We start from the raw sequence: 24,124 nt of genomic DNA, 5'->3' as shown, positions 1-24,124 counted from the left end.
TACCACTCGGCGACGAGCAGGTCGGCACCCCTCCCGCCTTCCCCGGCCGTCCGCGGGGGCCGATCGGCCCCGAGAGGGGGTAGACGTCTTGGACATCTGTTGCGGAACGGATCCGTCACCCGCATGCTGACCGCGGGCGGGGCCCTGGGGACGCACCCGGGCGAGCCCCGCCCGCCAGTTTCCGTGTCGCGCCGGTCGTCCCGCCCGGGACGACCGGCGCCGCGCGGGTCAGGCGGGACGGTCGAGCAGTTCCGCGAGCGTCCGGTCGACGAAGGCGTTGTCGGCGGCGTTCATCCCGAGGCCGGCGAAGTGCCCCCAGATCGTGTCGATGACCCGGACCTCGCCCTGCTCGATGAACTGCGAGGCCCACTGCTCGTCCTCGGGCGGGAAGTAGAGGTCGGTCCGGGCAGGCATCGCCACGACGGGGCAGCGGATCGAGCGCAGCGCCGCCTCGGTGTCCCCGTCGAAGCCCGGGGTCCGGCCGACGTCCCCGTTCTCCCACGTCCAGAGCATCGCCAGCAGGTTGTTGGGGTCCCGGTCCTCGTCCAGCCAGAAGCCCTCCCAGAACCCGACCAGGAAGTCCTCGAGCGAGGAGTAGCCCATGGTCCGGTACTCGCGCTGCCAGTAGAACGCCTGGGACAGGCCCCACCCCGCGTAGATCCGGGCGAAGGCCCGCATGCCGGCGGTGGGGCGGGCGTCGGGGGAGTACTCGCCGCCCCGGAAGGCCGGGTCGAGCGTCAGCGTGGCGCGCAGGCTCTTCAGGAAGACCTGGTTGTGCTCGCTCGTGCGGCTGGAGCCGACGATCGGCGCGGCCCGCCTCACCATCTCGGGGTGGCTGACCGCCCACTGGTAGGTCTGACCGGCGCCCATGGAGGAGCCCAGCACCAGCTCGATCGACTCGATCCCCCACTGCTGCGTGAGCAGGCGGTGCTGGGCCTCGACCTGGTCGTGGAAGGTGACCCGGGGGAAGTGGGGGCCGTCGAACGGGGGCGGGGTGGTGCTCGGGGAGGTCGACAGGCCGTTGTTGAGCTGGTTCGGGACGACGATGAAGTACCGCTCCGGGTCGCATGCCAGCCCCGGGCCGATCGACCACTCGTTGGCGTCGTGCCAGGCGCTGAACCAGGTGGGGTGCACGATCACGTTGGACCGGTCGGCGTTCAGGGTCCCGTACGTCTTGTAGGCCAGCTGCGCGCCCCGCAGCGTCCCACCACTCTGCAGCGGCAGGTCGCCGAGGTCGAACAGCTCGTGGTCCGTCGGAGCCGGCACGGCGGGTTCCTCTCAGGTGGGAGGCCGGCCAGCCTGCTCGCCGGGCTGTGCGCAGCGCAACCCCGAACGCCCGGGTCAGAGGGTCGCCAGCCGCTCCAGCAGCCGGCGCAGGGTGCGCGCCTCGGCCGAGGACAGTGCGGCGAGGCCGTCGCGCTCGGCCTCGGCGATCCGCGGGGCCAACGACCGGCACAACGCCCGGCCGCGTTCGGCGGCGTGCACGACGACGCGGCGACGGTCGGTCGCGTCGACGTTGCGGTAGAGCAGCGAGCGCTCCACCAGCCGGTCCACGATCCGGGTCACGGTGGGCCCGGAGATGCGGGTGCGGCCGCTCAGGTCGCTCATGGACAGCGGGCCGCCCTCGGTCAGGGTGTGCAGCATCCGCCACTGGTCCAGGGTGAGGTCGCTCCCGACGAGGATCTCCTCGACGCGGGAGGTCAGGCCGGAGGTCACCTGTCGTAGCAGGTCGACGTGGGGCAGTGACCCCCCGACGTCTCCTGCCGCATGCTCGCCTCTCCCTCGCCCTGGACCCTTCCCATGGCCGGGGCGGGTCAGCATAGTGGTGCCCGACTCGGGCCGATTCTCGCAGAGGTCCCGGGCGTCCCGCTCGCACGACCACGCACTTCACGCCTGGGGGGATCGATGGGTCGTCGATCCACCGAGGTCGCGCGGGTCGGGCTGGTGGTGCCCCTGCAGGGTCCCGCGGGCCTCTTCGGCCCCTCCTGCGAGGCGGTCGCGGCGACGACGGCGCGGAACATCAACGACGCCGGCGTCCTCGGCCGGCAGCTGGTCGTCGAGGTCATCGACGGCGGCGCACCGCCGGAGCAGGTGGGAGCCGCCGTCGGCCGGCTGATCGACGCGGGGCGGATCGACGCGACCGGCTGGCACATCTCGGCGGTCCGGCACGCCGTGGCGCCCGTGACCGCGGGGAGGATCCCCTACGTCTACACCTCCCTGTACGAGGGCGGGGAGTCCCGGCCGGGCGTCTTCTGTTCCGGGGAGACGCCCGTCTGCGTCACCTCCTGACCGGGGCGCTGCGACCGGGCGCGGGCGGACGCCGGTCCGCCCGCGCCCCGGGGCCATGACCCGGACACCCGCCGGACGGCCGGGGACCGTCCGTCTGGTCACCGCCGGTGCGCTGGCCGACCTCGCGGTCGGGACGCTCTTCGCCTGGAGCCTCGTGGCGCCCCTGGTGGTGGCCGACGTCGGGGCGCCACGAGGCAGTGGCCCGGCGGTGTTCGCGCTGGCCCTCGCCGTGTTCACCGTGGTCCTGCTCGGGGTGGGCCGCCTGCTGGCGCGGGTGGGGCCGCGCCGGCTGCTGGCCGCAGCCTCCCTCGCCGCCGGGGCGGGGCTCGGCCTGACCGCCGCGGGGGAGCAGCCCGGGACGCCGTGGCTGGGGATCGGGCTGCTGTTCGGCGCGGCCAACGGGCTGGCCTACGGCGTCGCGGTCGCCCTCGCCGCCCGGGTCCCCGCTCCGCGCCGGGGCACGGCCAGCGGCCTGGTGGTCGGCGCCTACGCGGCCGGGCCGGTGCTGCTCGGCCTGTCGTCCCCGCACGTCCTGCCGGCGGTCGGCTGGCGGACCTGCCTGGCCGTCCTGGCCGTGCTCGTCGCCGGGCTGGTGGGCCTCGCCGCCGCCCTCGCCCCGGGCGGTGCGGGGGACGAGCAGCGCCGCGACCGCGTCGAGGAGCCGGTGTCGAGGACGACGGTGGGAGCTCTGTGGGTCCTCTTCGCCGGAGGCGCGGCGCCCGGTCTGGTGGTCTTCGCCGCCGCCGCGCCGCTGGCCGCCGCCCGGGGCCTGGGGCCGGGAGCGGCGGGAGCGGCCGTCTCCCTGCTGGCCGCCGGCAACCTGGCCGGCCGGCTGGGTGCCGGGTGGTGGTCGGACCGCGTCGGACGCCTGCCCGCCCTGGCGGCCGCGCTCGCGGCCACCGCCGTCGCGCTCGCCGGGCTGGCCGTGGCGACCGCGCCCGCCGTCGTCCTGACCGGCCTGCTCGTCGTCGGACTGGCCTACGGCGCGGTCTCCGCGCTGGTCCCGGCGGCGACGGCGGACCGGGTCGGGGCCCGCGCGTTCCCGGCGGTCTACGGCCGGGTGTTCACCGCGTGGGGGTGTGCCGGTCTGCTCGCACCCCTCCTCGGCGGGAGGCTCGCCGACGTCGACGGCCCGCAGGTCGGACTGCTGCTGCTCGCCGTCCCGCTGGCCCTCGCGGGGGCCGCGCTGTGCGTGCTGGCGCGACGGTGACCCCTACACCCTCCGCCGTCGATCCGACAGGTGCGCGACGCGCGTCACCTCACAAAGCGAGGGCAGCGGATTGTCACAGTTCGATGACGCCGTTACGGTCGATGGGTCCGGCTCGGTCGTTGCGTCCCCGCAGGGGGCCCGAGCGGACGCCGCCGAGTCGCCCTCCGGGGCGAGCCGGGGACCCACCGCAGTACTGGGGTGAATCCCGCTCCTGGACGCACGTCCGGGGGCGGGAAGGGCTGCTTCCCGCCCGAACCCGTCAGCTAACCCGGTAGGCGGCTCACGGAAGAAACGGAGAGCCGCCGGATGGCGTGCCGCTGCCCCGCTGTGCCATCCCGTCGGCTCCGGTCCTGGGGGCGCTCGCGCACCTGACCGCCCCGGCCGTCCGCTGCGGACGCCGCCGGCGCAGGCCCACCGGACCCCTCGAGCACCTCCGCTCGACCGGCACCCCGCCGCTTCCCTCCGGTGCGCCCGCCCCGGCGCTCGCCGCACGGCCGCAGTCCCCGCCGTCCGCACGCCTCCGCAGATCCCGCGCGCCCGCGCGCGCCGCTGCGCCCGCACCCCGGAGAACCCACCCATGGACACCCGCACCACGACCGCCGGCCGGCTCGGCCGCGCCCGCCGCCGTCCACCCGCCGCCGTCCGCCGCCCCGCCCTGTACCTGGGGGTGGCCACCGCCGGCGCCGTCCTGGTCGGCGCCGTCGTCGGCCCCGAGCCGGCCGCGCAGGCCGAGGCCGCCCCGTCGGAGACCGTGAGCGTCGCCCGGGAGCTCGGGCTGACCGCCCGGTCCGGCCCCGTCGACGTGACCACCGAGCTGCAGCCGCTGCAGGACCTCGCCGCCAGCCGCAGCACCCGCGAGGCCGCCGAGACCGCCGCCCAGCAGGCCCAGGCCGCTGCCGACCAGGCGGTGCTCGACCGGCAGAAGGCCGAGGCCGAGGCCGCCGCGAAGGCGCAGGCCGAGGCGGAGGCCGCGGCGAAGGCGGCCGCCGAGGCCGCGGTGGCGGCGGCCGCCGCCCCTGTGCAGGCCGGCGCGGCCGCTCCCGCGGCGGCCGCGCCGCGGGCCTCGGCCGCCGCGGCCGGTAGGGTCGCGCGGATCACCAACACCGCCGGCCCCATCGCCGGGGTGGTGCAGGCCGCGGCGAACCGGGTGGTCAGCGAGGTGCCCGGCGCCGGCTCGATCACCCTGGGCGGCACCCGGCCGAGCGCCGCCGACCCGGGCGGCCACCCGTCGGGCCTGGCGCTGGACTACATGGTCGGTTCCAACGCGGCGCTCGGGGACGCGATCGTCGCGTACCACATCGCGCACTGGGACGAGCTCGGCGTCGACTACGTCATCTGGCAGCAGCGGATGCTCTCCTCGCCGAACGGCTCCTGGAAGGCGATGGCGGACCGTGGCGGGGCGACGGCGAACCACATGGACCACCCGCACGTGAACTACCGGGGCTGACCCGCGGTTGCCCGCCGCGCCGGTGGGGCAGGACGGCACGATGGGGAACAGCCCGTCCCGTCCCGTCCCGCCGACCCTCGTCGACGCCAACCGCCTCTGGGTGGACTCGCGCGTCCGTGCGCTGGTCCAGCGCCGCGTCGAGGCGCCGGTCCTGCTGCGGCTGGGCGGGCCGGTGCCGGGCGGCCGGGTCCTGGAGCTGGGCACCGGGCGGCGGGGCACGGGGCTGCGCCTGGCGCTGGAGGTCTTCGGCGCCGCACACGCCGACGGTGTCGAGCGGTTCGACGACAGCGTCGCGGCGTGCCGGGCGGCGGTCCGCGACCTCGGCGGGCGGGTCGACGTCCGGCGCGGCGACGCGACGGCGCTGACCGCGCAGGACGGGGCCTACGACGCGGTCTTCGGCTACCACGTCCTGCACCACGCCGACGCCTGGCGGGACGTCGTCCGGGAGGCGGCGCGGGTGCTGCGGCCCGGTGGGCGCCTCTACTCCTGCGAGATGACCGCGCGCTTCATCGACAGCCGCCCGCTGCGAGCCGTCTCCCGCCACCCCGCCGACGGCGACCGCCCCACCCCGGACGGCCTCGCCGCCGCCTGCCGGGCAGCGGGGCTGACCGTGACCGCGCAGGACACCCGGCTCGCCGGCTGCTGGACCGCGCTGGTCGCGACCCGACCCTGAGCCGGCCCCACGGCGGGCGTCAGAAGAGGGGGGCGACCGTCCGCGCGGCGTCGTGCTCGGCGATGAAGGCGCGGACGACCGGGTAGATCTCGGCCTCCCAGCGCGAGCCGGCGAAGACGCCGTAGTGGCCCACGCCCTGCTGCAGGTGGTGGCGTCGCCGCTCGGGCGGGAGCCCGGTGCACAACGCGTGCGCCGCCTCGGTCTGCCCGGGTGAACACATGTCGTCCTGGGCGCCTTCGACGGTGAGCAGCGCGGTCTCCCGGATGAGCGAGGGGTCCACGCGCCGGCCCCGCCAGGTCAGGACGCCGCGGGGCAGGTCGTGCTCCATGAAGACGTGCTGCAGGGTCTCCAGGTAGAACTCCGCGGTCACGTCCATCACCGCGCCGTACTCGTCGTAGAAGGCGCGGGTGGCGGCCGCGGTCACCTCGTCACCGGCGACCATGGCCCGGTACATCCCCAGGTGGGCGTCGAGGTGCCGCCGCGGGTTCATCGCCATGAAGGCCGCGAGCTGGGCGACGCCCGGGTAGACCCGCCGTCCGGCGCCCGGGTACCGGGCCGGGACGGTCGTGGTCAGCAGCCGCTCGTACCGGGACAGCGGGACGCGACCGGCACCGGCGTTGACCCGGTTGGGGTTGACCCGGGTGTCGATCGGGCCGGCGATCAGCGTGAGGCTGCGCGGCTGGGCGGGGTCGCCGTCGGCGGCCAGCAGGGCCACGGCGGCGAGGACCAGCGGCGCGGGCTGGCACACGGCCAGGACGTGGGTGTCCCGGCCCAGGTGCCGCACGGCCTGCAGGACGTGGTCGACGTACTCGTCGAGCCCGAACCGGCCTGCCGTCACCGGGACGTCGCGGGCGTTGTGCCAGTCGACGACGAACACGTCGTGGTCGGCCAGCAGGGTGCGCACCGTGGGGCGCAGCAGCGTGGCGAAGTGCCCGGAGATCGGCCCCACGACCAGCACCTGCGGCTGGCCGGCGATGTCGGGCTTGACGAAGTGCAGGACGTCGGCGAACGGCGTCGACAGCACCGGCTGCACCACCACCTCGGCCGGCCGCCCGTCGACGTCCACCGTGTCGATGCCCCAGTCGGGGCGGATGTGCGTGGGGCGCGCGTCGGCGACCACCCGGCAGGCCGCCCGCAGCCGGCGGGTCCCGGGCAGCGCGGCCAGCGGCGCGGGCAGCGCCTCCAGGGCCCGCGCGGTGAGCGCCGTCGTCGTCCGTGCGGGGGCGGTCAGCCGCCGCTGCCACTCGTACGCGGTGTAGAGCACGGGTGTCCGCCCTTCCGAGGCACTGCCGTGTGGCCGGCGCCACACCTCACCGACGCTAACCGACGGTTCCGGTGACGGCCCGTCGGGACGCGCCGGGTCGGTCAGCCGGCCAGGCCCGCGTAGGTCGTGCGCAGCTCGCGCTTGAGGATCTTGCCGCTGGCGTTCTTCGGCAGCGCGTCGGCCACGGCGACGTAGCGGGGGGTCTTGAAGCCGGCCAGCCGCTCCCGGCAGAACCGGATCAGCTCCTCGGTGTCGACCGTCTGCCCCTCCCGGGGGACGACGACCGCGGCGACGGCCTCGATCCACCTCGGGTGGGGGATGCCGAAGACGGCGGTCTCGGCGATACCGGGGTACTGGTAGATGACCTCCTCGACCTCGCGGCTGGCGACGTTCTCCCCGCCGGTCTTGATCATGTCCTGCTTGCGGTCGACGACGGTGATGTAGCCGTCCTCGTCCACCACGCCCAGGTCGCCGCTGTGGAACCAGCCGTTGCGGAAGGCCTCCGCGGTCTTCTTCGGGTCGTTCCAGTAGCCGGCGGTGGCGTGCGGGCTGCGGTGCACGATCTCGCCCTCGACGCCGGGCGGGACGGGGTCGTCGAGGGCGTCGACGACCCGGGTCTCCACGTTGACCGCGGCCGTCCCCGCGGACCCGGGCTTGCGCAGCTGGTCCTCGGGGGACAGGACGAGTGCGACCGCGGACATCTCGGTCTGGCCGTAGAAGTTGAACAGCGCCATGCCGGGCAGCCGGCTGCGGAGCTCCTCGACGATGGCGACCGGCATGATCGACGCGCCGTAGTAGCCGTGGGTGAGCGAGGAGAGGTCCCGGCGGTCGAAGTCCGGGTGGCGGAGCAGGCCGATCCAGACGGTGGGCGGGCAGAACAGGCTGGTCACCCGCTCCCGCTGGACCGTCTCCAGCACGGTGGCCGGGTCGGGCCCGTCGAGCACGACGTTGGTCCCGCCCAGGTACAGGTTGGGCATCAGGAAGCAGTGCTGGGCGGCGACGTGGAACAGCGGCAGCGCGTGCAGGGCGACGTCCCCGGCGCTGTACCGGCCGTCGACGATGCAGCTGACGTACTGGGTGATGAGGCTGCGGCTGGTCATCATCGTGCCCTTGGGCCGCGACTCGGTCCCGCTGGTGTACATCAGCTGCAGCACGTCGTCGTCGCCCACCGGCACCTGCGGCGGGGTGCCGTCCTCGTGCGCGGCCCAGGTCTCGAACGCCTCCCAGCCCTCGGGCAGGGCCCCGCCCTCGCTGCCCAGGACGCCGCGGACCCGTACCGACTCCTCGGCCTCGGCGAGCTTCAACGCCTCCTGCGCGACCGGCAGCATCGCGGCCTCCACCACGACGGCCGTGGCCCCGGAGTGCTCGAGGATGTAGCCGACCTCGGCGGGCTGGAGCATGAAGTTCACCGGCACCGCGATGGCACCCAGGCGGGCGAGGGCGAAGGTCACCACCACGTAGCCGTCGTTGTTGTGCGAGAGCAGTGCCACGCGGTCGCCCCGGGCCACGCCCCGTTCGGCCAGCGCGGTGGCGGTGCGGTCGACCGTGGCGTCGAGATCGGCGTAGGTGTACGAGCGGTCGTGGTAGAGCAGGGCGGTCCTGGCCGGCACCCGGGCCGCCGAGCGGCGCAGCAGGTCGCCGAGGGCGTGTCCGCGGGCGCGGGCGATCGTCGTGGTCAGCGCGTCATCGAACACGGGTGCCCTCCCGGGACCGTGAGCGGTCGGGTCGGTGCAGCTCAGCGGCGGGTGAGCCGGGTCACAGGGTAGTGCGGGGTCCGACCGTGCCGGGAGGGGCGGCCGTCGTCCGGGCTACGGCCGGGACCCGGCGACCTGCTCCGCGGGTGCCCTGGCGTCCTGGTCGCGCAGGAAGTCCTCGACCAGCGCGCAGCTCGGCCCCGGGTTCTCGAACAGGAACAGGTGGCCGCCGTCGACGATCTCCAGTCGGGCCTCCGGCAGGGCGGCCGCGAGGATGTCGGCGTTGCGCGGTGGCGCGAGGGGGTCCCGCCGCGCCCCGATGACCAGGGTCGGGTGCTCGAGCTGGCGCAGCCACCACCGGCTCGACCAGCCGGAGAGCGCGTAGAGCTGCTGCGTGTAGCCGACGAGGCCGGGCGGCCGGTGCAGCCGCGCCCGGCCGTGGGGGGAGTCGGCGGCCGCGCGGGGGCTGGTGCCGAACAGCAGCGGCGCGGTCAGCCGCAGCCAGGTGCGCGAGTAGTAGCGCGCCGGCGAGCTCATCAGCGCCAGGACCCAGGGGGACGGCGGCTGGCCGCCCACGCCCGGCGTGGTGGCGGCCAGCACGAGCGCCCGCACGCGGTCCGGCGCCTGGTGGGCCAGCTGCTGGGCCAGCGCGCCGCCCCACGAGTAGCCCAGGACGTCGACCCGGTCGAGCCCCAGGACGTCGAGCACCTGCGTCACCAGCTGTGCGTAGCCGCGCATCCGCAGCCCGACCCGGAGCGCGGGGGACTCGCCCGTCCCGGGCACGTCGAGCATGACCAGCCGGCGCCCGGTCAGGTGGCGAGCGGCGGGCTCCCACATCTCGATGTTGGCGCCGATGCCCGTGAGCAGCAGCAGCGGCGGCCCCTCTCCGGCGACCGCGACCCGCACCGTGGCCGATCGTGTGCGCACGGTCGAGTACACGGGGGGCCAGGCCGTTGCCGCTGCGCCTGCGCCGTCCCGGGACACCCGGGGGAGGATACGCAGCACCTCCGGGAACCGTGCGGCGCGACCGGCCGGCCGGGTCGGGTCGGAGGACACCGGCGACGCCTCCCGTCCGTCGTCCCTGCGCCGGTTGCGCGTGTCGCGGGCCACCGGTACCCCCGTGCGGAGGTGGTGACGTGGGCCACCATGGACGACGCTGACCGCGCTCGCCCACGCAGAGGGAGGACACCCCGATGGACGTCGCCGAGGCCTACCGGGCCAGCCGGGACCAGCTGCTGGCGCTGCGCGGCCGGCACGAGACGGCGGTCGCCGAGTTCCGCTGGCCCGAGCTGGGGGAGCGGTTCAACTGGGCGGTCGACTGGTTCGACGCCGTCGCACGGGGCAACGACCGCCCCGCCCTGGTGCTCGTCGCCGAGGACGGGACGACGACCCGGCGCTCCTTCGACGAGATGGCGCGGCGCTCCGACCAGCTCGCCGCCTGGCTGGCCGGTCGCGGCGTGCGCAGGGGCGACCCGGTGCTGCTCATGCTCGGCAACCAGGTCGAGCTGTGGGAGTCGATGCTGGCCGTGATGAAGCTCGGGGCGGTGATCATGCCGACCACCACGGCGGTCGGCCCCGCCGACCTGACCGACCGGATCACCCGCGGGGGGGCCCGGCACGTCGTCTGCAACGCCGCCGACGTCGGGAAGTTCGACGAGGTCCCCGGGGACTACACCCGGCTGAGCGTGGGCCCGGCCGAGGGCTGGGCCGACCTGCGGGCGGCCGCCGACCTCGAGCACGCGCCGCTCGAGCACCCGGGGACCGCGCCCGGCGACCCGCTGCTGCTGTACTTCACCTCGGGGACGACGTCGCGCCCCAAGCTGGTGGAGCACACGCAGGTCTCCTACCCGGTCGGGCACCTGTCGACGGTGTACTGGCTGGGCCTGCAGCCCGGCGACGTGCACCTCAACATCTCCTCGCCGGGGTGGGCCAAGCACGCCTGGTCCTGCTTCTTCGCCCCGTGGATCGCCGAGGCCACCGTGCTGGTGCACGACTACCGCCGCTTCGACCCCACCACGCTGCTGGGGCTGATCCGCGAGCACGGTGTGACCACCTTCTGCGCACCGCCGACGGTCTGGCGGATGCTCGTCAACGCCGACCTCTCCGGCGGGCCGGGTGCGCTGCGGGAGGTCCTCGCCGCCGGCGAGCCGCTCAACCCCGAGGTCATCGAGCAGGTCCGCCGCGCCTGGGACCTGACCATCCGCGACGGCTACGGCCAGACCGAGACGACCGCCCAGGTCGGCAACACCCCCGGCTCGGAGGTCCGGCCCGGCTCCATGGGGCGCCCGCTGCCGGGGGTGCCGGTGGTGCTGGTCGACCCGGTCGGCGGCCGTCCCGTCGAGGGGCCGGGGGAGGGGGAGATCTGCCTGGACCTCGCGCAGCACGCGCTCCCGCTGATGACCGGCTACCAGGGCGACCCCGAGCGCGACGCCGAGGCGAAGGCCGGCGGGTACTACCACACCGGGGACGTCGCCAGCGTCGACGCCGACGGCTACATCACCTACATCGGGCGCACCGACGACGTCTTCAAGGCCAGCGACTACAAGATCAGCCCGTTCGAGCTGGAGTCGGTCCTCATCGAGCACCCGGCGGTCGCGGAGGCCGCCGTCGTCCCCGCGCCCGACGCCCTGCGGCTCGCGGTGCCGAAGGCCTACGTCACGCTGGCCCCGGGACACGAGCCGACCGAGGAGACGGCGCTGTCGGTGCTGCGGTACGCCCGCGAGCGGCTCAACCCCTACCAGCGGGTGCGCCGGATCGAGTTCGCGGAGCTGCCCAAGACCATCTCGGGGAAGATCCGTCGGGTCGAGCTGCGCGCCCGCGAGGAGGAGCTCGCCACCGGCGACACGCGCTCGGGCGTCGAGTGGCGCGACGACCAGTTCCCCGAGCTCAAGAGCTGAACCGACCCCAGGAGGGACCCGCCGTGACCGTCGACCGCATGCTGCCCAGCGACGAGGCCGAGGACCTGCTCGATCTCGTCCGCGAGGTCGCGGACAAGGAGCTGGCGACCCGGGTGGACGAGCACGAGCGGAACGAGACCTATCCCGAGGGGCTGTTCGCGACCCTGGGCGGGCTGGGGCTGCTCGGCCTGCCCTACCCCGAGGAGCTCGGCGGGGGAGCGCAGCCCTACGAGGTGTACCTGCAGGTGCTCGAGGAGCTCGGCGCGCGCTGGGCGGCGGTGGCCGTGGCGGTGTCGGTGCACGGGTTGTCCTGCCACCCGCTGGCCACGTTCGGCACCCCGGAGCAGCAGGAACGCTGGCTGCCGCGGATGCTGGCCGGGGAGCTGATCGGCGGCTACTCGCTGTCCGAGCCGCAGGCCGGGTCGGACGCCGCGGCGCTGACCTGCCGGGCCGAGAGGACCGACGCCGGGTACCGGGTGACCGGCACCAAGGCGTGGATCACCCACGGCGGCAAGGCCGACTTCTACGCGCTGTTCGCCCGCACCGGCGAGGGTGCCCGGGGCATCTCCTGCTTCCTCGCGCCGGGCCGGGTCGAGGGGCTGTCGTTCGGCCGGCCCGAGGAGAAGATGGGCCTGCACGCCATCCCGACCACGATGGCCAACTGGGACGGCGCGCTGATCGAGGCCGACCGGCTCATCGGTGCCGAGGGGCAGGGGCTGCCGATCGCCTTCTCCGCGCTGGACTCCGGACGCCTCGGCATCGCCGCGGTCGCCACCGGCCTGGCGCAGGCGGCCCTGGACACCGCGGTCGACTACGCGCACGAGCGCAGCACGTTCGGCCGCCGGATCATCGACCACCAGGGGCTGGGCTTCCTGCTGGCGGACATGGCCGCCGCCGTCGACACCGCGCGGGCCACCTACCTCGACGCCGCCCGCCGCCGCGACGCCGGTCGTCCCTACAGCCGGCAGGCGTCGGTGGCCAAGCTGGTCGCCACCGACGCGGCGATGCGGGTGACCACCGACGCCGTCCAGGTGCTCGGCGGGTACGGCTACACCCGCGACTTCCCGGTCGAGCGCTACATGCGCGAGGCCAAGGTCATGCAGATCTTCGAGGGCACCAACCAGATCCAGCGCCTGGTGATCAGCCGCCAGCTCGCCCGCTGACCGCTCGGCCGGCTCCCGCCGCGAGGACCGGCCCCGACGGACCCGATGGACTGTCCGCGGCCCGGGGAGACGGCTAGTCTCGTCGCGCCTGGTGAGACCGGTGTCACAAGCCGCTGAGCAGCCGGCGGCGCAGGTCCCGTGCTGGGGGGCGATGACCTGAGCGCGGGGTGCCCTGGAGAGCCCGGCCGGCTCGGCACGAGGGTCCTGTCCGCCTCCTGCCACGCCCGCGCCGCCGTCCCGGCGCCGCGGCAGCCGCCCGTCCTCTCCCAGCGTGCCCGCGCCGAGCGACCCGCCCCGCGCGGAACCCGGCGGACCTGGGCGACATCGACGCACGGGGCGGACCGGACCCCGGCGTCCGCAGCGCCAGGAGGTGGACCGTGGGGCTCACGATCGGCGTGGACATCGGCGGCACGAAGGTCGCCGCCGGCCTGGTCGACGAGCAGGGCGGCATCGTCGCCAGCGCCCGGCGCGACACCCCGTCGCACGACCCGGGCAGGATCGAGGAGATCATCGCCGACGTCGTGCGGGAGCTGCAGGCCTCGCACGAGGTCGAGGCCGTCGGCATCGGCGCGGCCGGGTTCGTCGATGCCGCCCGGTCCACCGTGGTCTTCGCGCCCAACCTGGCCTGGCGCGACGAGCCGCTGCGCGTGAACGTCGAGAAGCGGTGCGGGTTGCCGGTCGTCGTGGAGAACGACGCCAACGCGGCGGCCTGGGCCGAGGCCCGCTTCGGCGCCGGGCGGAGGGAGCAGTACCTCGTCGTCCTCACGGTCGGGACCGGCCTCGGCGGCGGCCTGGTGACCGGCGGGGAGCTGTACCGGGGGCGGCAGGGCATCGCCGCGGAGTTCGGGCACGTGACGGTGGAGCCGGGCGGACGGCGGTGCGGCTGCGGCGGCCGCGGCTGCTGGGAGCGCTACGCCAGCGGCCGGGCGCTGATCCTCGAGGCCCAGGAGCTCGCCACGGTCTCGCCGGCCATCGCCGGTCGGTTGCTGGAGCTGGCCGGTGGCCGGCCGGAGGCGATCACCGGGCTGCACGTCACGCGTGCGGCCCAGGACGGGGACGAGGCGGCGCTCGAGGCGTTCCGGGTGATCGGCACCTGGCTCGGTCAGGGCATGGCCGCCCTCACCGCGGTCCTGGACCCGGAGGTGTTCGTCCTCGGCGGCGGGGTCTCCGCCGCCGGGGAGCTGCTGCGCGAGCCGGCAGAGCGGTCGTTGCAGGAGCGGATCACGGCGCGTGCGTACCGGCAGGTGCCGGCCGTCCGGCTCGCCGAGTTCGGCCCCGAGGCCGGGATCGTCGGCGCCGCCGACCTGGCGCGGCGCCGGTGAGGAGCACGGTGCCCGGCGGGTGGCCGGGGAGCACGGGACGTGGCAGCGACCAGGGCACGGCGGAGGGGATCAGATGAGTGAGCACGGTTCGTTCAGCGAGCAGGCGTCCATCTACGACGAGACCGACACCGGGAGTGGCCGCAGCGCGGTACGCATCGCGTCGGTGGCCGCGCTCGGCGGGTTCCTGTTCGGCTACGACAGCGCGGTCATCAACGGCGCCGTCGCCGCGGTGGAGGACCGGTTCGACGTGGCACCGGGCCCGCTCGGCTTCGCCGTCGCCTCGGCCCTCCTCGGCGCCGCGGCCGGGGCCCTGACCGCCGGTCGGTTCGCCGACCGCTTCGGCCGGCTGTTCACCATGAAGGTCGCCGCGGTGCTGTTCTTCGTCAGCGCCCTGGTCACCGGGTTCGCGCCCAACCTGATCGTCCTGATCATCGGCCGCATCGTCGGCGGCATCGGCGTCGGCGTGGCCTCGGTCATCGCCCCGGCCTACATCGCGGAGGTCGCCCCGGCGCGGATCCGGGGCCGGCTCGGCTCGCTGCAGCAGCTCGCCATCGTCAGCGGCATCTTCCTCTCCCTGCTGGTCGACTTCGCCTTCGCGGCCGCGGCCGGGGGATCGCGCGAGCCGTTCTGGTTCGGCTGGGAGGCGTGGCGGTGGATGTTCCTCGCCATGGCCGTCCCGGCCGTGGCCTACGGCCTGCTGACCATGACCATCCCCGAGTCGCCGCGCTACCTCATCGCCACGCACCGGATCCCCGAGGCGCGGCGGATCCTGAGCACCCTGCTCGGCGAACGCGGTCTCGACATCAAGATCAACCGGATCCGGGAGACGATGGAGCGCGAGAAGCCGCCCTCCTGGGCCGACCTGCGCGCGCCACGGAGCGGGCTGCTGCCGATCGTCTGGGTGGGCCTGGGCCTGTCGGTCTTCCAGCAGTTCGTCGGGATCAACGTGATCTTCTACTACTCGAACGTCCTGTGGGAGGCCGTCGGCTTCAGCGAGGCCGACGCCTTCGTCATCACCGTGATCACGTCGGTGGTGAACATCGCGACCACCCTGATCGCGATCGCCACGGTCGACCGCTTCGGTCGGCGGCCACTGCTGCTCATCGGCTCGGTGGGGATGGCCGTCACGCTCGGCACCCTGGCCTTCATCTTCGGGACCGCGCCGCTGGACGCCGAGGGCAACCCGGTGCTCTCGGGTGCGACCGGGCCGATCGCGCTGGTCGCGGCGAACCTGTTCGTCGTGGCGTTCGGCATGTCCTGGGGGCCGGTGGTGTGGGTCCTGCTCGGCGAGAAGTTCCCCAACCGGATCCGCGCCGCGGCGCTGGCCTTCGCCGCCGGCGGCCAGTGGGTGGCCAACTGGCTGATCACGGTGAGCTTCCCGGTGCTGAGCGACGCGTCCCTCGGGCTGGCCTACGGCTTCTACACCGTGTGCGCGGTGCTGTCGTTCGTCTTCGTGCTGCGCTGGGTGCAGGAGACCAAGGGCAAGGAGCTGGAGGACATGCATTCCCAGGCCCGGGCGTGAGTGCCGGGACGGCGTCCCCCGGGGGACGCCGTGGGCAGGTCGATCGGACAGGAGGGCGGTCCCATGCGCAGGGTGCTCGTCGTCGCGAACCAGACCATCGGCGGGGCCGAGCTGAGGAGGGAGCTCGACCGCCGCGTGAAGGCGGGGGAGTGCTCCTTCTACGTGGTGGTCCCGAACACCGCGGCGGCGCACTACCACGTCGTCCCCGCGGCGGGCGGTCTCGTGCCCATGCCGGCCCTCGCCACCGGCTACGGCGGGCCGGCGACCGACGAGGAGGCGACCGAGGAGGCCCAGGGTCGGCTGCAGGACGTGCTGGCCGAGTTGGCCGAGCTGGGCGCCACGGCCGAGGGCTCGCTCGGGCCGGCCGACCCGGTGGACGCCGTCGCGGACGCCCTCGCCACCCGCCAGTTCGACGAGGTCGTCGTCGCGACGCTGCCCACGCGGGTGTCGCGCTGGCTGGGCTCCGGCGTCCCCGACCAGATCCAGCGCCGGTTCGGCCTGCCGGTGACGACGGTGGTGGCCCGCGGCTGACCCGGAGGGAGGGCCGGCGCCATGGACACGGCAGCCCAGCCGACCACGACCGGCACCGGCCGGCACCCGGTCGTCGTCCCCCTGCGGGACCTCGACGCCGGGGACCTCGCCCTGGCCGGCGGCAAGGCGGCCAACCTCGGTGAGCTGATCGGAGCAGGGTTCCCGGTCCCCGACGGCTTCTGCGTGACCACCGGCGCCTACGCCGAGCTGGCGGCCGCGGCCGGTCTCGCGGACCTGCTCGACGGGCCGGCCCTGCCCGCGGCCGAGCTGGCCCGGGCGGCGCGGGAGCGGATCCTGGCCACGCCCATGCCGCCGTCCGTGGCCGGGGCGGTCGCGGACGCCTACGCCGGGCTGGGGGAGTCGGTGCCGGTCGCGGTCCGGTCCTCGGCCACGGCCGAGGACCTGCCGTTCGCCAGCTTCGCCGGCCAGCAGGACACCTACCTGGACGTCGTGGGGGAGGACGACGTCCTCGACGCGGTGCACCGCTGCTGGGCCTCGCTGTGGACCGAGCGCGCCGTGGTCTACCGGGAGCGGAACGGCATCGACTCCGCCGGGACCCGGCTGGCGGTCGTCGTGCAGCGGATGGTCGACGCCGCGGTCGCCGGCGTGATGTTCACGGTCAACCCGGTCACCGGACGGCGGACCGAGACGGTCGTCGACGCCGCGCCGGGGCTCGGGGAGGCGGTCGTGAGCGGCGCGGTCGACCCCGACCACGTCCTGCTCGACAGCCCGACCGGCGCCGTGCTCGAGCGCCGGGTGGGCGGCGGGCGCGACGCCTGCCTCACCGACGGGCAGCTCCGGGAACTGGCGCTGCTCGGTGCCCGTGTGCAGGAGCACTACGGGCGACCGCAGGACACCGAGTGGGCCATCGACGGGGCCGGGACGCTGTGGCTCACCCAGGCCCGCCCGGTGACGACCCTCTTCCCCGTCCCGGAGCGCCCGTCCCCGGACGACGGCCTGCGCGTCTGGTTCTGCGCCAGCCTGGCGCAGGGTCTGACCCGTCCGCTCACCCCGATGGGGATCTCGGCCTTCCGCGTGATGGCTCGGTCGGTGCTGCGCCTCGCGGGTCGGCCGCCGGCCGACCCGGTGGCCGGCCCGCCCGGCGTGCAGGAGGCCGCCGGGCGGCTGTTCTTCGACATCACGCCGATCGTGCGCAGCAGGGCCGGGCGCGCGTACTTCCCCCGGGTGCTCGACGTCATGGAGGCGCGCTCGGCCGTCGTCCTGCGCGGCCTGTTCGACGATCCGCGGCTGTCGGTCGTGCACTCCTCGTGGCTGCCGGTGGTGCGGCGGCTGACCCGGCTGGCGGTGCGCTTCGGCGTTCCGCTGCAGGTCGGGCAGGCCCTGGCCCGGCCGGCCGCGGCCCGCCGTCGGCTCGACCGCGTCGGGGCGCGGCTCCGCGGGCGCCCGCTGCCGGGGGACGCCGCGCCGGTGGGGGAGCGGCTGGACGCCGTCCTCGGGCTGCTCGGCGGCGCGATGCCGACGGTGGTCCCGCGGGTGCTGCCTCCGGTCGCGGCGGGGTTCGCCGCGCTCGGCCTGGCCGCGAAGCTGCTGGGGGACGACGCCCACCCGGGAGACCTCGCGACGGTCCTGCGGGGGCTGCCGCACAACGTCACGACGGAGATGGACCTGGAGCTGTGGCGGCTGGCGACCGCGGTGCGGGCGGACCCGGCGTCGGCCGAGGCGCTGCGGTCGGGTACGGCGGGTGAGCTGGCCGACCGGTACCGGGACGACGCGCTGCCCGAGGTCCTGCAGCGCGGGCTGCGGCTCTTCCTGGCCCGCTCCGGGTTCCGTGCCGTGGCCGAGATCGACGTCGGCGTGCCCCGCTGGGCGGAGGACCCGGCGCACCTGCTCGGCGTGCTGGCCAATTACCTCCAACTCGACGACCCGGCGCGGGCGCCGGACGCCGTCTTCGCGCGCTCGGCGGCGGAGGCCGAGGACATGGTGGCGACGCTGACCGCCCGTGCCCGGCAGCGGGGGCGGCTCCGCGGCGCGGCGGTCGGGTTCTCCCTGGACCGGGCCCGCCAGCTCGCCGGCCTCCGGGAGCTCCCCAAGTACGACATCGTGCTGGTGCTGGGTCGGGTGCGCGCGCTGCTGGCCTCGATCGGCGCGGACCTCGTGGCGACCGGCGTCCTCGCGCGGGCCGACGACGTGTTCTTCCTGTCGCTTCCCGAGGTGCGGGACGCGGTGTCCGCCGCTCGACCGCTGCACGAGGTGGTCGCCGGGCGGCGGGCCGACCACGAGCGCGAGATGGGCCGGCGGCACGTACCCCGGGTGCTGCTCAGCGACGGCACCGAGCCCGAGGCGGTGGCGTCCGGCTCGGTCGTTGCGGACGGAGCGCTCGTGGGCACCGCGGCGTCGGCTGGGACGGTGACCGGCCGGGCCCGCGTCGTGCTGGAGCCGACGGGCGCGCAGCTGGTCCCCGGCGAGGTGCTCGTCGCGCCCTCCACCGACCCCGGGTGGACCCCGCTGTTCCTCACCGCCGGCGGGCTGGTCATGGAGATGGGCGGGGCCAACTCCCACGGTGCCGTCGTCGCCCGCGAGTACGGGATCCCGGCGGTGGTCGGCGTTCCCGGGGCGACCAGCCGCATCACCACCGGCGAGGAGGTCACCGTCGACGGCACCCGCGGCGTGGTCACCACCGGGGAGATGCCCGGCTGAGGTCACCGAGACCCAGGCCGGTGGGGCGATGGTCGACACATGGCCGTTGCCCGGTGCCGGGCGGGGCGGCCGGGTGGTCTTCCTCGGCCTCCTCGGTGTCGGCACAGGTGGCGCTACCTGACGCGGTACGGCGTGAACGGCTCGCAGCGCCGGGTCAGCCCATCGTCTTCTGACCGTCGATCGATTCCCGCAGGATGTCGGCGTGGCCGGCGTGCTGAGCGGTCTCTGCGATGACGTGCAGGAACACCCGCCGGGCCGACCAGCGGGCGCCCGGCTCGAACCACGGTGCCTCCGGCAGGGCGTGCTCGGCGTCCAGGTCGGGCAGGGTGGCGACGAGGTCATCGGTGTGCCGCGCGACCGCCTCGTAGTCGGCCAGCACGCCTGCCAGCGTCTCCCCAGGCGCGAGATGCCAGTGCCGGGTCAGAGCATCGGGGCCCCAGTTGCGGTGCATCGCCTCAGCCCCGCCCTCGGCGAACCGTACCCATTCTGCTTCCGTGGCCGCCACGTGCTTGATCAGCCCGGCCAGGTTGAGCGCGCTGACGGTCGGCCGCCGCAGCGCCTGCTCGTCGGTCAGACCGCGGACGGTGAACCGCAAGAAGGACCGGTGCCGCCGCAGCGACTCGAGCAGGTCGGCCCGCTCGCGGGTGAGGGTGGTGGGACCGGTCATCGGATCGCCTTCCGTCGGCCTCGGGGGGTCGGTGCCGACGCTAGGGGCAGGAGTGCCGGATGTGACGGACAGCGGTGTCGGTAGGCGGCTCATCGGGCGGCCGCTCTCCTGGTGGCGGCGCGCAGCCACGTGCGATGGGCCCGTCCTCAGCGCGACACCCGCGCCCCCTGGGGCTGGTCCAGGGTCGTCACGACGAACGGGTGTACACCTGCGAGGAGGTCTTCGAGCTTCCAGAGTCAAGCGGACTGCACAGGTCGGTTCGACCCACTTCCCCAGCGGCAGTAGCGCCCGACATCGTCAGCTACAGGCGTAGGTCGCTCAAAGACCAGCGACAGGTCTCGACTGGACTCCGTCCTCCCGGTCGCGCGGCAGAGCCATGTCAGGTCATGGGAGCCTGACGGTCTCGACCAGGGGGGATGGTGGCGATGTCAAGCCCGAGTCGTCGTTGCTTCGTCGTTTCTCCGATCGGGGAGAGAGGCAGCACGGTGTGCGTCCAGGCGGACAAAGTCCTAAGGCATATTGTGCGAGCAGCACTGGAGCCTGAATATGCAGTCTACCGAGCAGACGACGACAGTAATCCCGGAGCCATCACACCTCAGATGATCAGCAATATCCTTAGTGCAGAATTGATCGTTGCGGATATCAGCGGCGGCAATGCCAACGTCTTCTATGAGCTTGCAATTGCTCACGGTTACGACAAGTCGACTGTTCATCTTCAAAGCGAAGCGCATCACGTCCCCTTTGACATCAGGGACATGCGGGTCATCACATACGACATCCAAGACCTCGACAGCGTTGAGGGGCAAAGAAGGCCCTGAAGAGTTCCGCAAACTTCGCAGCGGCCGATCCCACGCGCGTCGAGACACCGTTGAAGGGTGCTGAAAGCTTCAGGGCGGTTCAAACGAGCATCGACCCCCAAGCGCAGGTCCTGACGCAGGTTCTGGATCAAATCACTGCCCTGCGGACGGAGATGGTGGCCGGCCCGTCAACTGCTCAGGTCGAGGCCCGGAACGATGATGGGAAATGTAGTAGGCAAATTGTCGCCCGGGCCGCTTCCGCTGGCCGACTCGAGAAAGAAGACTTTGAGGGTGCTATCACACCCCGGACGACGAACACTTTCAATGCCTGGGTCCGGAGGATTTTGCAGTCAGTGACCCACACAGGAGATCCGCTCTATCTCCACGCGACTCTGTTCGACGAAGACATGAAGCACCAGAACCCAGACGACTGGACAGTGGACGAGCCCCCCTTCTGAACAGGCTCGAAGGTGGCCGCCGCCGTCACGGCGTCCGCCAGAACACCTCCACCTCGGTGCCGCGGGATCCCAGCACCGGAACGACACGTGGCCTCGCCGGGCCGGAGGTCCTCGACCGCGGTGATGCGCACACCGGCGGGGGCCAGCGCTCGGTGCAGGCCGGGGACCGCGTCCTCGTCACGCAGCCCGAACCCGATGGGTGAGCCGTCCGGGAGGGGTCGGTGCACCGCAGCCGGGGGCAGCGCGAGGAGGAACCGTCGTCGTTGCGCACGGAGTACCCGCCCCCGGCCTCGAACGTCGAGCGGAAGCCGAGGTTGCGCTGGTAGGAGTCCCGGCAGGCGGCGGCGTCGCGCACACCGAGGTCCAGGTGGTCGAGGTCCGTGCGCGAGCGGCGTGCCCGGGCCGACCCCTCCCCCGGGGCGCCGCCTGCACGCTGTCGAGCGGTGCTGTCACCGGGCGCCGTCCCCGTGTCAGGGCGGCGACAGTGCGCTGCGAGGGTGCGCGCCCACCCTGGTTCCCACCGGAGGGGGACAGCCCCACCCGGAGAACGGGGGATCCGCCCGCCGGAGTCGGGGGTTGCCTCGATCGTCCGGCGACCGGGGAAGCGACAGGCTGCTTCCCAGAAGGAGCCCGACTGCCGAGGAGCCGACGATGACCACCGCCACGATCACCGCCACCCCGACCACCGCCGGCCTGCGCAGCGTGCTCGAGGACGACTTCGCGCTGGCCAGCTGCGAGTGGGCCGAGGCCCGCGCCCAGCAGCAGCGGAAGGACACCCCGGCGCACCGGGCGGAGGTCGCCGAGTGCGCCGCCCGCATCGACGCCGTCCTGGACATGTACCTCGAGGCGCGGATCGCCGCCTGAGCGGGACGTGCCGGCTCAGCCCGTCAGGTCGAGGCGGACGAGTCGTGCGGAGTTGAGCACGCTGACGTAGGCCCGGCTGCCGTCGGGCAGCACCGCCACCGACGTCGGCCCGTCACCGACCGGCAGCCGCGCGGTCACCGCGAACGTCTCGGCGTTGATCACCGCCACGGCGTCCGCGGTCACGGTGGCCACGTAGAGGAAGCGGCCGTCGGCCGACCAGGTGACGTCCTGGGGGTTGTTCCCGACGTCGATCCTGGCGACGACCTGGTTGGTGTTCGTGTCGATCATGGTCACCGACGCCGAGTCGTAGTTGACGTTGGCCAGCAGCGGCCGGGTCGGGTGGATCGCCACGCTGTGCGGGCTGACCTCCACCGGGATCGAGGCGACGACCTCGAGGGTCGCGGGGTCCAGCTGGGTGACGACGTTGGACTCGTGGTTGGCCACGTAGGCCCGCGACCCGTCCGCGGTGAACTCGATCCAGTGCGGGTTCGGGGGCACCTGCACCTCGTCGGTCACCTCGTTGGTCGCCGTGTCGATCACCGAGATGGAACCGGAGTCGTGGTTGGGCACGAACAGCCGCTTCCCGTCCGGGGTCACCGCACCGAGGTAGGGCCGCGTGCGCACGGGGATCGTCGCGATCACCTCGTTGTCGGCGGTGTCGATCACGGCCACGGCGGCGATGGTGCGCTCGTCGTTGAACACGCTGACGTAGAGCCGGCTGCCGTCGGGGGCGAAGGAGAGGAACTGCGGCGGCCCGGCCGGGACGGGGATCGTCGCGGTGACGGCGTCCACGGCGGTGTCCACCACGGTCACCACACCCGCGTTCCGGTTGGCGACGTAGAGCTGCCGGCCGTTGGGCGAGACGGCGACGAAGCCCGGCGTCGCGCCGACGTCGATCCCGTCACCGATGGCGGGGATCGGTACGGCCGTGGCGGGCTGCTGAGGAGGGGCGGACGGTCCGGGCGCGGGCGCGTCGTGGTCGTGCTCGGGCGCGGGCGCGGGCGCCCCGGCGTTCTCCTCCTGCGCCGCGGGGACGGGGGCGTCGTCGCGCAGCAGGACGATGGCGAGGACGACGCCGAGGACCACCACCAGCAGCGCCGCGGCACCGGACAGCACCGCGCGGCGGCGGGACCCGTCCGGCTCCCCAGCGGGGACACCGTCCGTCGGACGCACCGGGCCCGTCGGACCCGCGGGGCCCGCCGGCCCGTGCCAGCCCGGGCCCGTCGCGCCCGGTCCGCCCGGCCCCGCCCGGCCCGGTGCGCCGGGGCTCGAGATCGGGCTGCCGACAGGAGGTGCACCGTTCCCGCGACCGGGCGCCTGGGGCACCGGGGGACCGGTGTCGACCGGAAGGCCACCACCGGGGGCCGGTCGTGGCGGGGCACCGACGGCTGCCTCGGTCCGGGTCTCCGGTGCCGTGGTCGCCGTCCGGGGCGGGGGCACGGGAAGGGTGACCGCCCCGCTCGGGGGAGCCACGTGCCCCTCGGCCGGCGGGGCGACCGCGGTGGGCGCCGCGTCCAGGCCGGTGTGGGCCTGCGCGAGGATCGCCGCCCCCAGGGCGACGGAGTGCTTCGGGTGGGCGTCGACCACGGTCGGGCGCCCCAGCTCGCGCGAGATCATCTGCCCGACCAGCGGGATCCGGGAGGAGCCCCCGATGAGGAGCACGGCCGACAGCCGGTCCGGTGCCACGTCCGCCGTCCGCAGAGCGCGGCCCAGCGTGCCGATCGTCGACTCCACCGGCGCCCGGATCATGTCCTCGAACTCCGCGCGGGTGATCCGCACGTCGAGGTGCCGGCCGGGGAGGAAAACCGGGATGGTCGCCTCGGTGTCGAGGGAGAGCGCCTCCTTGGCCAGGACGCAGTCCTGGCGCAGCCGGGCCAGGGCGACGACGGTCTGCGTGTCACCGAGGTCGAGCTCGGACAGCGCGCCGCCGGTCGCGTGGTTGACGAAGGCGAGGACGGCCTCGTCGAAGTCGGCCCCGCCCAGCCGCTCGATGCCCTCCGGGGAGCCGAGGATCTCGATGCCGTCGGCGGTGCGCTGGAGGACCGTCGCGTCGAAGGTGCCGCCCCCGAGGTCGTAGACGGCGATCACGTCGCCCTCCCCGAGGCGGCGGGTGGCCGCGTAGTAGGCCGCGGCGGCCTCGGGCTCGGTGACGGTGAGAGCCGTGGACAGCCCGGCGAAGCGGGGCACCTCCTCGAACAGCTCGCGCCGGAACGGGCCCCAGTTGGCCGGGTGGGTCAGCACCACCTCGTCGGGCGGGGCGCCCCGCTCGGCGCTCACCCGGGCCAGGACCTCCTGCAGGAGCGCGCCGAGCAGGTCGGTCACCGCGTGCGACGTCCCGCCCAGCAGCAGCGGTGTCGGGTCGCCCAGCCTGCGCTTGATCTCCGTGGCGACCCGGTCGGGGTGGCTCACCGCCCGCCGCGCGGCGGCGTCGCCGGTGACGAGCACGTCGTCGTCGCGCAGGTAGACCGCGGCCGGCATGACCGTCGAGCGGTCGCCCAGAGCGGCCATCTCGAGGCTCTGGCCGTGGGCCGTCGCGGCTGCCACGAACGTGGTCCCGAGGTCGACCCCGAGGCAGTAGGTCACAGCACCTCCCGGACGTGGCCGGGGCCCGTGGCCCCGCGGCACGGCTCGGCTCGCCGGGGGAAGTAGGCACCCGCTGCAGCGAGGT

Annotated in this window: 19 protein-coding genes and 1 riboswitch; of the genes, 12 read left to right on the top strand and 7 right to left on the bottom strand. The window is 74.5% G+C overall.

All coding sequences use genetic code 11. The annotated features are described in order from the left end of the window. Positions 1-228 precede the first annotated feature (228 nt). On the bottom strand, positions 229-1,266 hold the full coding sequence (locus ACU610_RS09000) for an alpha/beta fold hydrolase (protein WP_446767366.1): 1,038 nt from the start codon (positions 1,264-1,266) through the stop codon (positions 229-231). Between the two features lie 75 nt (positions 1,267-1,341). Continuing rightward, positions 1,342-1,716 (bottom strand): MarR family winged helix-turn-helix transcriptional regulator, encoded by a 375-nt coding sequence (locus tag ACU610_RS08995; protein WP_446767365.1) that lies wholly within the window; start codon positions 1,714-1,716, stop codon positions 1,342-1,344. Positions 1,717-1,905: 189 nt separating this feature from the next. On the opposite strand from ACU610_RS08995, the gene ACU610_RS08990 reads away from it, so the two are divergent. From ACU610_RS08990 to ACU610_RS08975, 4 genes are all read left to right on the top strand, one after another. Further along, positions 1,906-2,289 carry an ABC transporter substrate-binding protein gene (locus ACU610_RS08990; RefSeq protein WP_446767364.1) on the top strand — a complete coding sequence of 128 codons (384 nt, stop codon included), beginning with the start codon at positions 1,906-1,908 and terminating at the stop codon, positions 2,287-2,289. Positions 2,290-2,344: 55 nt separating this feature from the next. After that, on the top strand, positions 2,345-3,499 hold the full coding sequence (locus tag ACU610_RS08985) for an MFS transporter (protein WP_446767363.1): 1,155 nt from the start codon (positions 2,345-2,347) through the stop codon (positions 3,497-3,499). Positions 3,500-3,639: 140 nt separating this feature from the next. Then, a riboswitch (cyclic di-AMP (ydaO/yuaA leader) is annotated at positions 3,640-3,792 on the top strand. Between the two features lie 284 nt (positions 3,793-4,076). Further along, the gene (locus tag ACU610_RS08980; RefSeq protein WP_446767362.1) at positions 4,077-4,946 is read left to right on the top strand and encodes a hypothetical protein; all 870 of its coding nucleotides are present in this window, start codon (positions 4,077-4,079) and stop codon (positions 4,944-4,946) included. 40 nt (positions 4,947-4,986) lie between these two features. Next, positions 4,987-5,619: a class I SAM-dependent methyltransferase gene (locus ACU610_RS08975; RefSeq protein ID WP_446767361.1), complete on the top strand. Its 633-nt coding sequence runs from the start codon at positions 4,987-4,989 to the stop codon at positions 5,617-5,619. Between the two features lie 19 nt (positions 5,620-5,638). On the opposite strand, the gene phaZ is transcribed toward ACU610_RS08975, so the two are convergent. The 3 genes from phaZ to ACU610_RS08960 all read right to left on the bottom strand — a co-directional run bounded on the left by phaZ (position 5,639) and on the right by ACU610_RS08960 (position 9,483). Next, positions 5,639-6,883 carry a polyhydroxyalkanoate depolymerase gene (gene phaZ / locus ACU610_RS08970; protein WP_446767360.1) on the bottom strand — a complete coding sequence of 415 codons (1,245 nt, stop codon included), beginning with the start codon at positions 6,881-6,883 and terminating at the stop codon, positions 5,639-5,641. Positions 6,884-6,984: 101 nt separating this feature from the next. Continuing rightward, complete coding sequence (locus ACU610_RS08965; protein WP_446767359.1) at positions 6,985-8,577, bottom strand: acyl-CoA synthetase; 1,593 nt, start codon at positions 8,575-8,577, stop codon at positions 6,985-6,987. A 114-nt stretch (positions 8,578-8,691) separates the two neighbouring features. Then, a complete protein-coding gene (locus tag ACU610_RS08960) occupies positions 8,692-9,483 on the bottom strand; it encodes an alpha/beta fold hydrolase (RefSeq protein WP_446767358.1) in 792 nt (263 codons plus the stop codon). Between the two features lie 287 nt (positions 9,484-9,770). On the opposite strand from ACU610_RS08960, the gene ACU610_RS08955 reads away from it, so the two are divergent. The 6 genes from ACU610_RS08955 (at position 9,771) to ACU610_RS08930 (ending at position 18,670) form a co-directional block, all read left to right on the top strand. After that, entirely contained in the window at positions 9,771-11,474 is a 1,704-nt protein-coding gene (locus ACU610_RS08955) for an AMP-binding protein (RefSeq protein ID WP_446767357.1), read from the top strand. A 23-nt stretch (positions 11,475-11,497) separates the two neighbouring features. After that, positions 11,498-12,637, top strand: coding sequence for an acyl-CoA dehydrogenase family protein (locus ACU610_RS08950; RefSeq protein ID WP_446767356.1), 1,140 nt, complete (start codon positions 11,498-11,500; stop codon positions 12,635-12,637). Between the two features lie 377 nt (positions 12,638-13,014). Beyond that, entirely contained in the window at positions 13,015-13,959 is a 945-nt protein-coding gene (locus ACU610_RS08945; RefSeq protein ID WP_446767355.1) for an ROK family glucokinase, read from the top strand. Positions 13,960-14,032: 73 nt separating this feature from the next. Beyond that, positions 14,033-15,481, top strand: a complete 1,449-nt coding sequence (locus ACU610_RS08940) for a sugar porter family MFS transporter (protein ID WP_446767354.1) — start codon at positions 14,033-14,035, stop codon at positions 15,479-15,481. A gap of 63 nt (positions 15,482-15,544) precedes the next feature. Next, positions 15,545-16,012: a hypothetical protein gene (locus tag ACU610_RS08935; RefSeq protein WP_446767353.1), complete on the top strand. Its 468-nt coding sequence runs from the start codon at positions 15,545-15,547 to the stop codon at positions 16,010-16,012. A 21-nt stretch (positions 16,013-16,033) separates the two neighbouring features. Then, positions 16,034-18,670, top strand: a complete 2,637-nt coding sequence (locus ACU610_RS08930) for a PEP/pyruvate-binding domain-containing protein (RefSeq protein ID WP_446767352.1) — start codon at positions 16,034-16,036, stop codon at positions 18,668-18,670. Between the two features lie 154 nt (positions 18,671-18,824). Here the strand turns inward: ACU610_RS08930 and ACU610_RS08925 are convergent, their stop codons facing one another. Next, positions 18,825-19,337 carry a DinB family protein gene (locus ACU610_RS08925; protein WP_446767351.1) on the bottom strand — a complete coding sequence of 171 codons (513 nt, stop codon included), beginning with the start codon at positions 19,335-19,337 and terminating at the stop codon, positions 18,825-18,827. 521 nt (positions 19,338-19,858) lie between these two features. Here ACU610_RS08925 and ACU610_RS08920 point away from each other — a divergent pair. Then, positions 19,859-20,155, top strand: coding sequence for a hypothetical protein (locus ACU610_RS08920; protein WP_446767350.1), 297 nt, complete (start codon positions 19,859-19,861; stop codon positions 20,153-20,155). A 1,088-nt stretch (positions 20,156-21,243) separates the two neighbouring features. Further along, positions 21,244-21,456 (top strand): hypothetical protein, encoded by a 213-nt coding sequence (locus tag ACU610_RS08915; RefSeq protein ID WP_446767349.1) that lies wholly within the window; start codon positions 21,244-21,246, stop codon positions 21,454-21,456. A 15-nt stretch (positions 21,457-21,471) separates the two neighbouring features. Here ACU610_RS08915 and ACU610_RS08910 read toward each other — a convergent pair whose 3' ends face one another. Beyond that, entirely contained in the window at positions 21,472-24,039 is a 2,568-nt protein-coding gene (locus ACU610_RS08910) for an Hsp70 family protein (RefSeq protein ID WP_446767348.1), read from the bottom strand. Positions 24,040-24,124 lie beyond the last annotated feature (85 nt).

The organism is Geodermatophilus sp. URMC 61 (assembly GCF_052931555.1).
The sequence above is the reverse complement of the archived record's forward strand: the minus strand, read 5'-3'. Positions and strand labels throughout refer to the sequence as shown.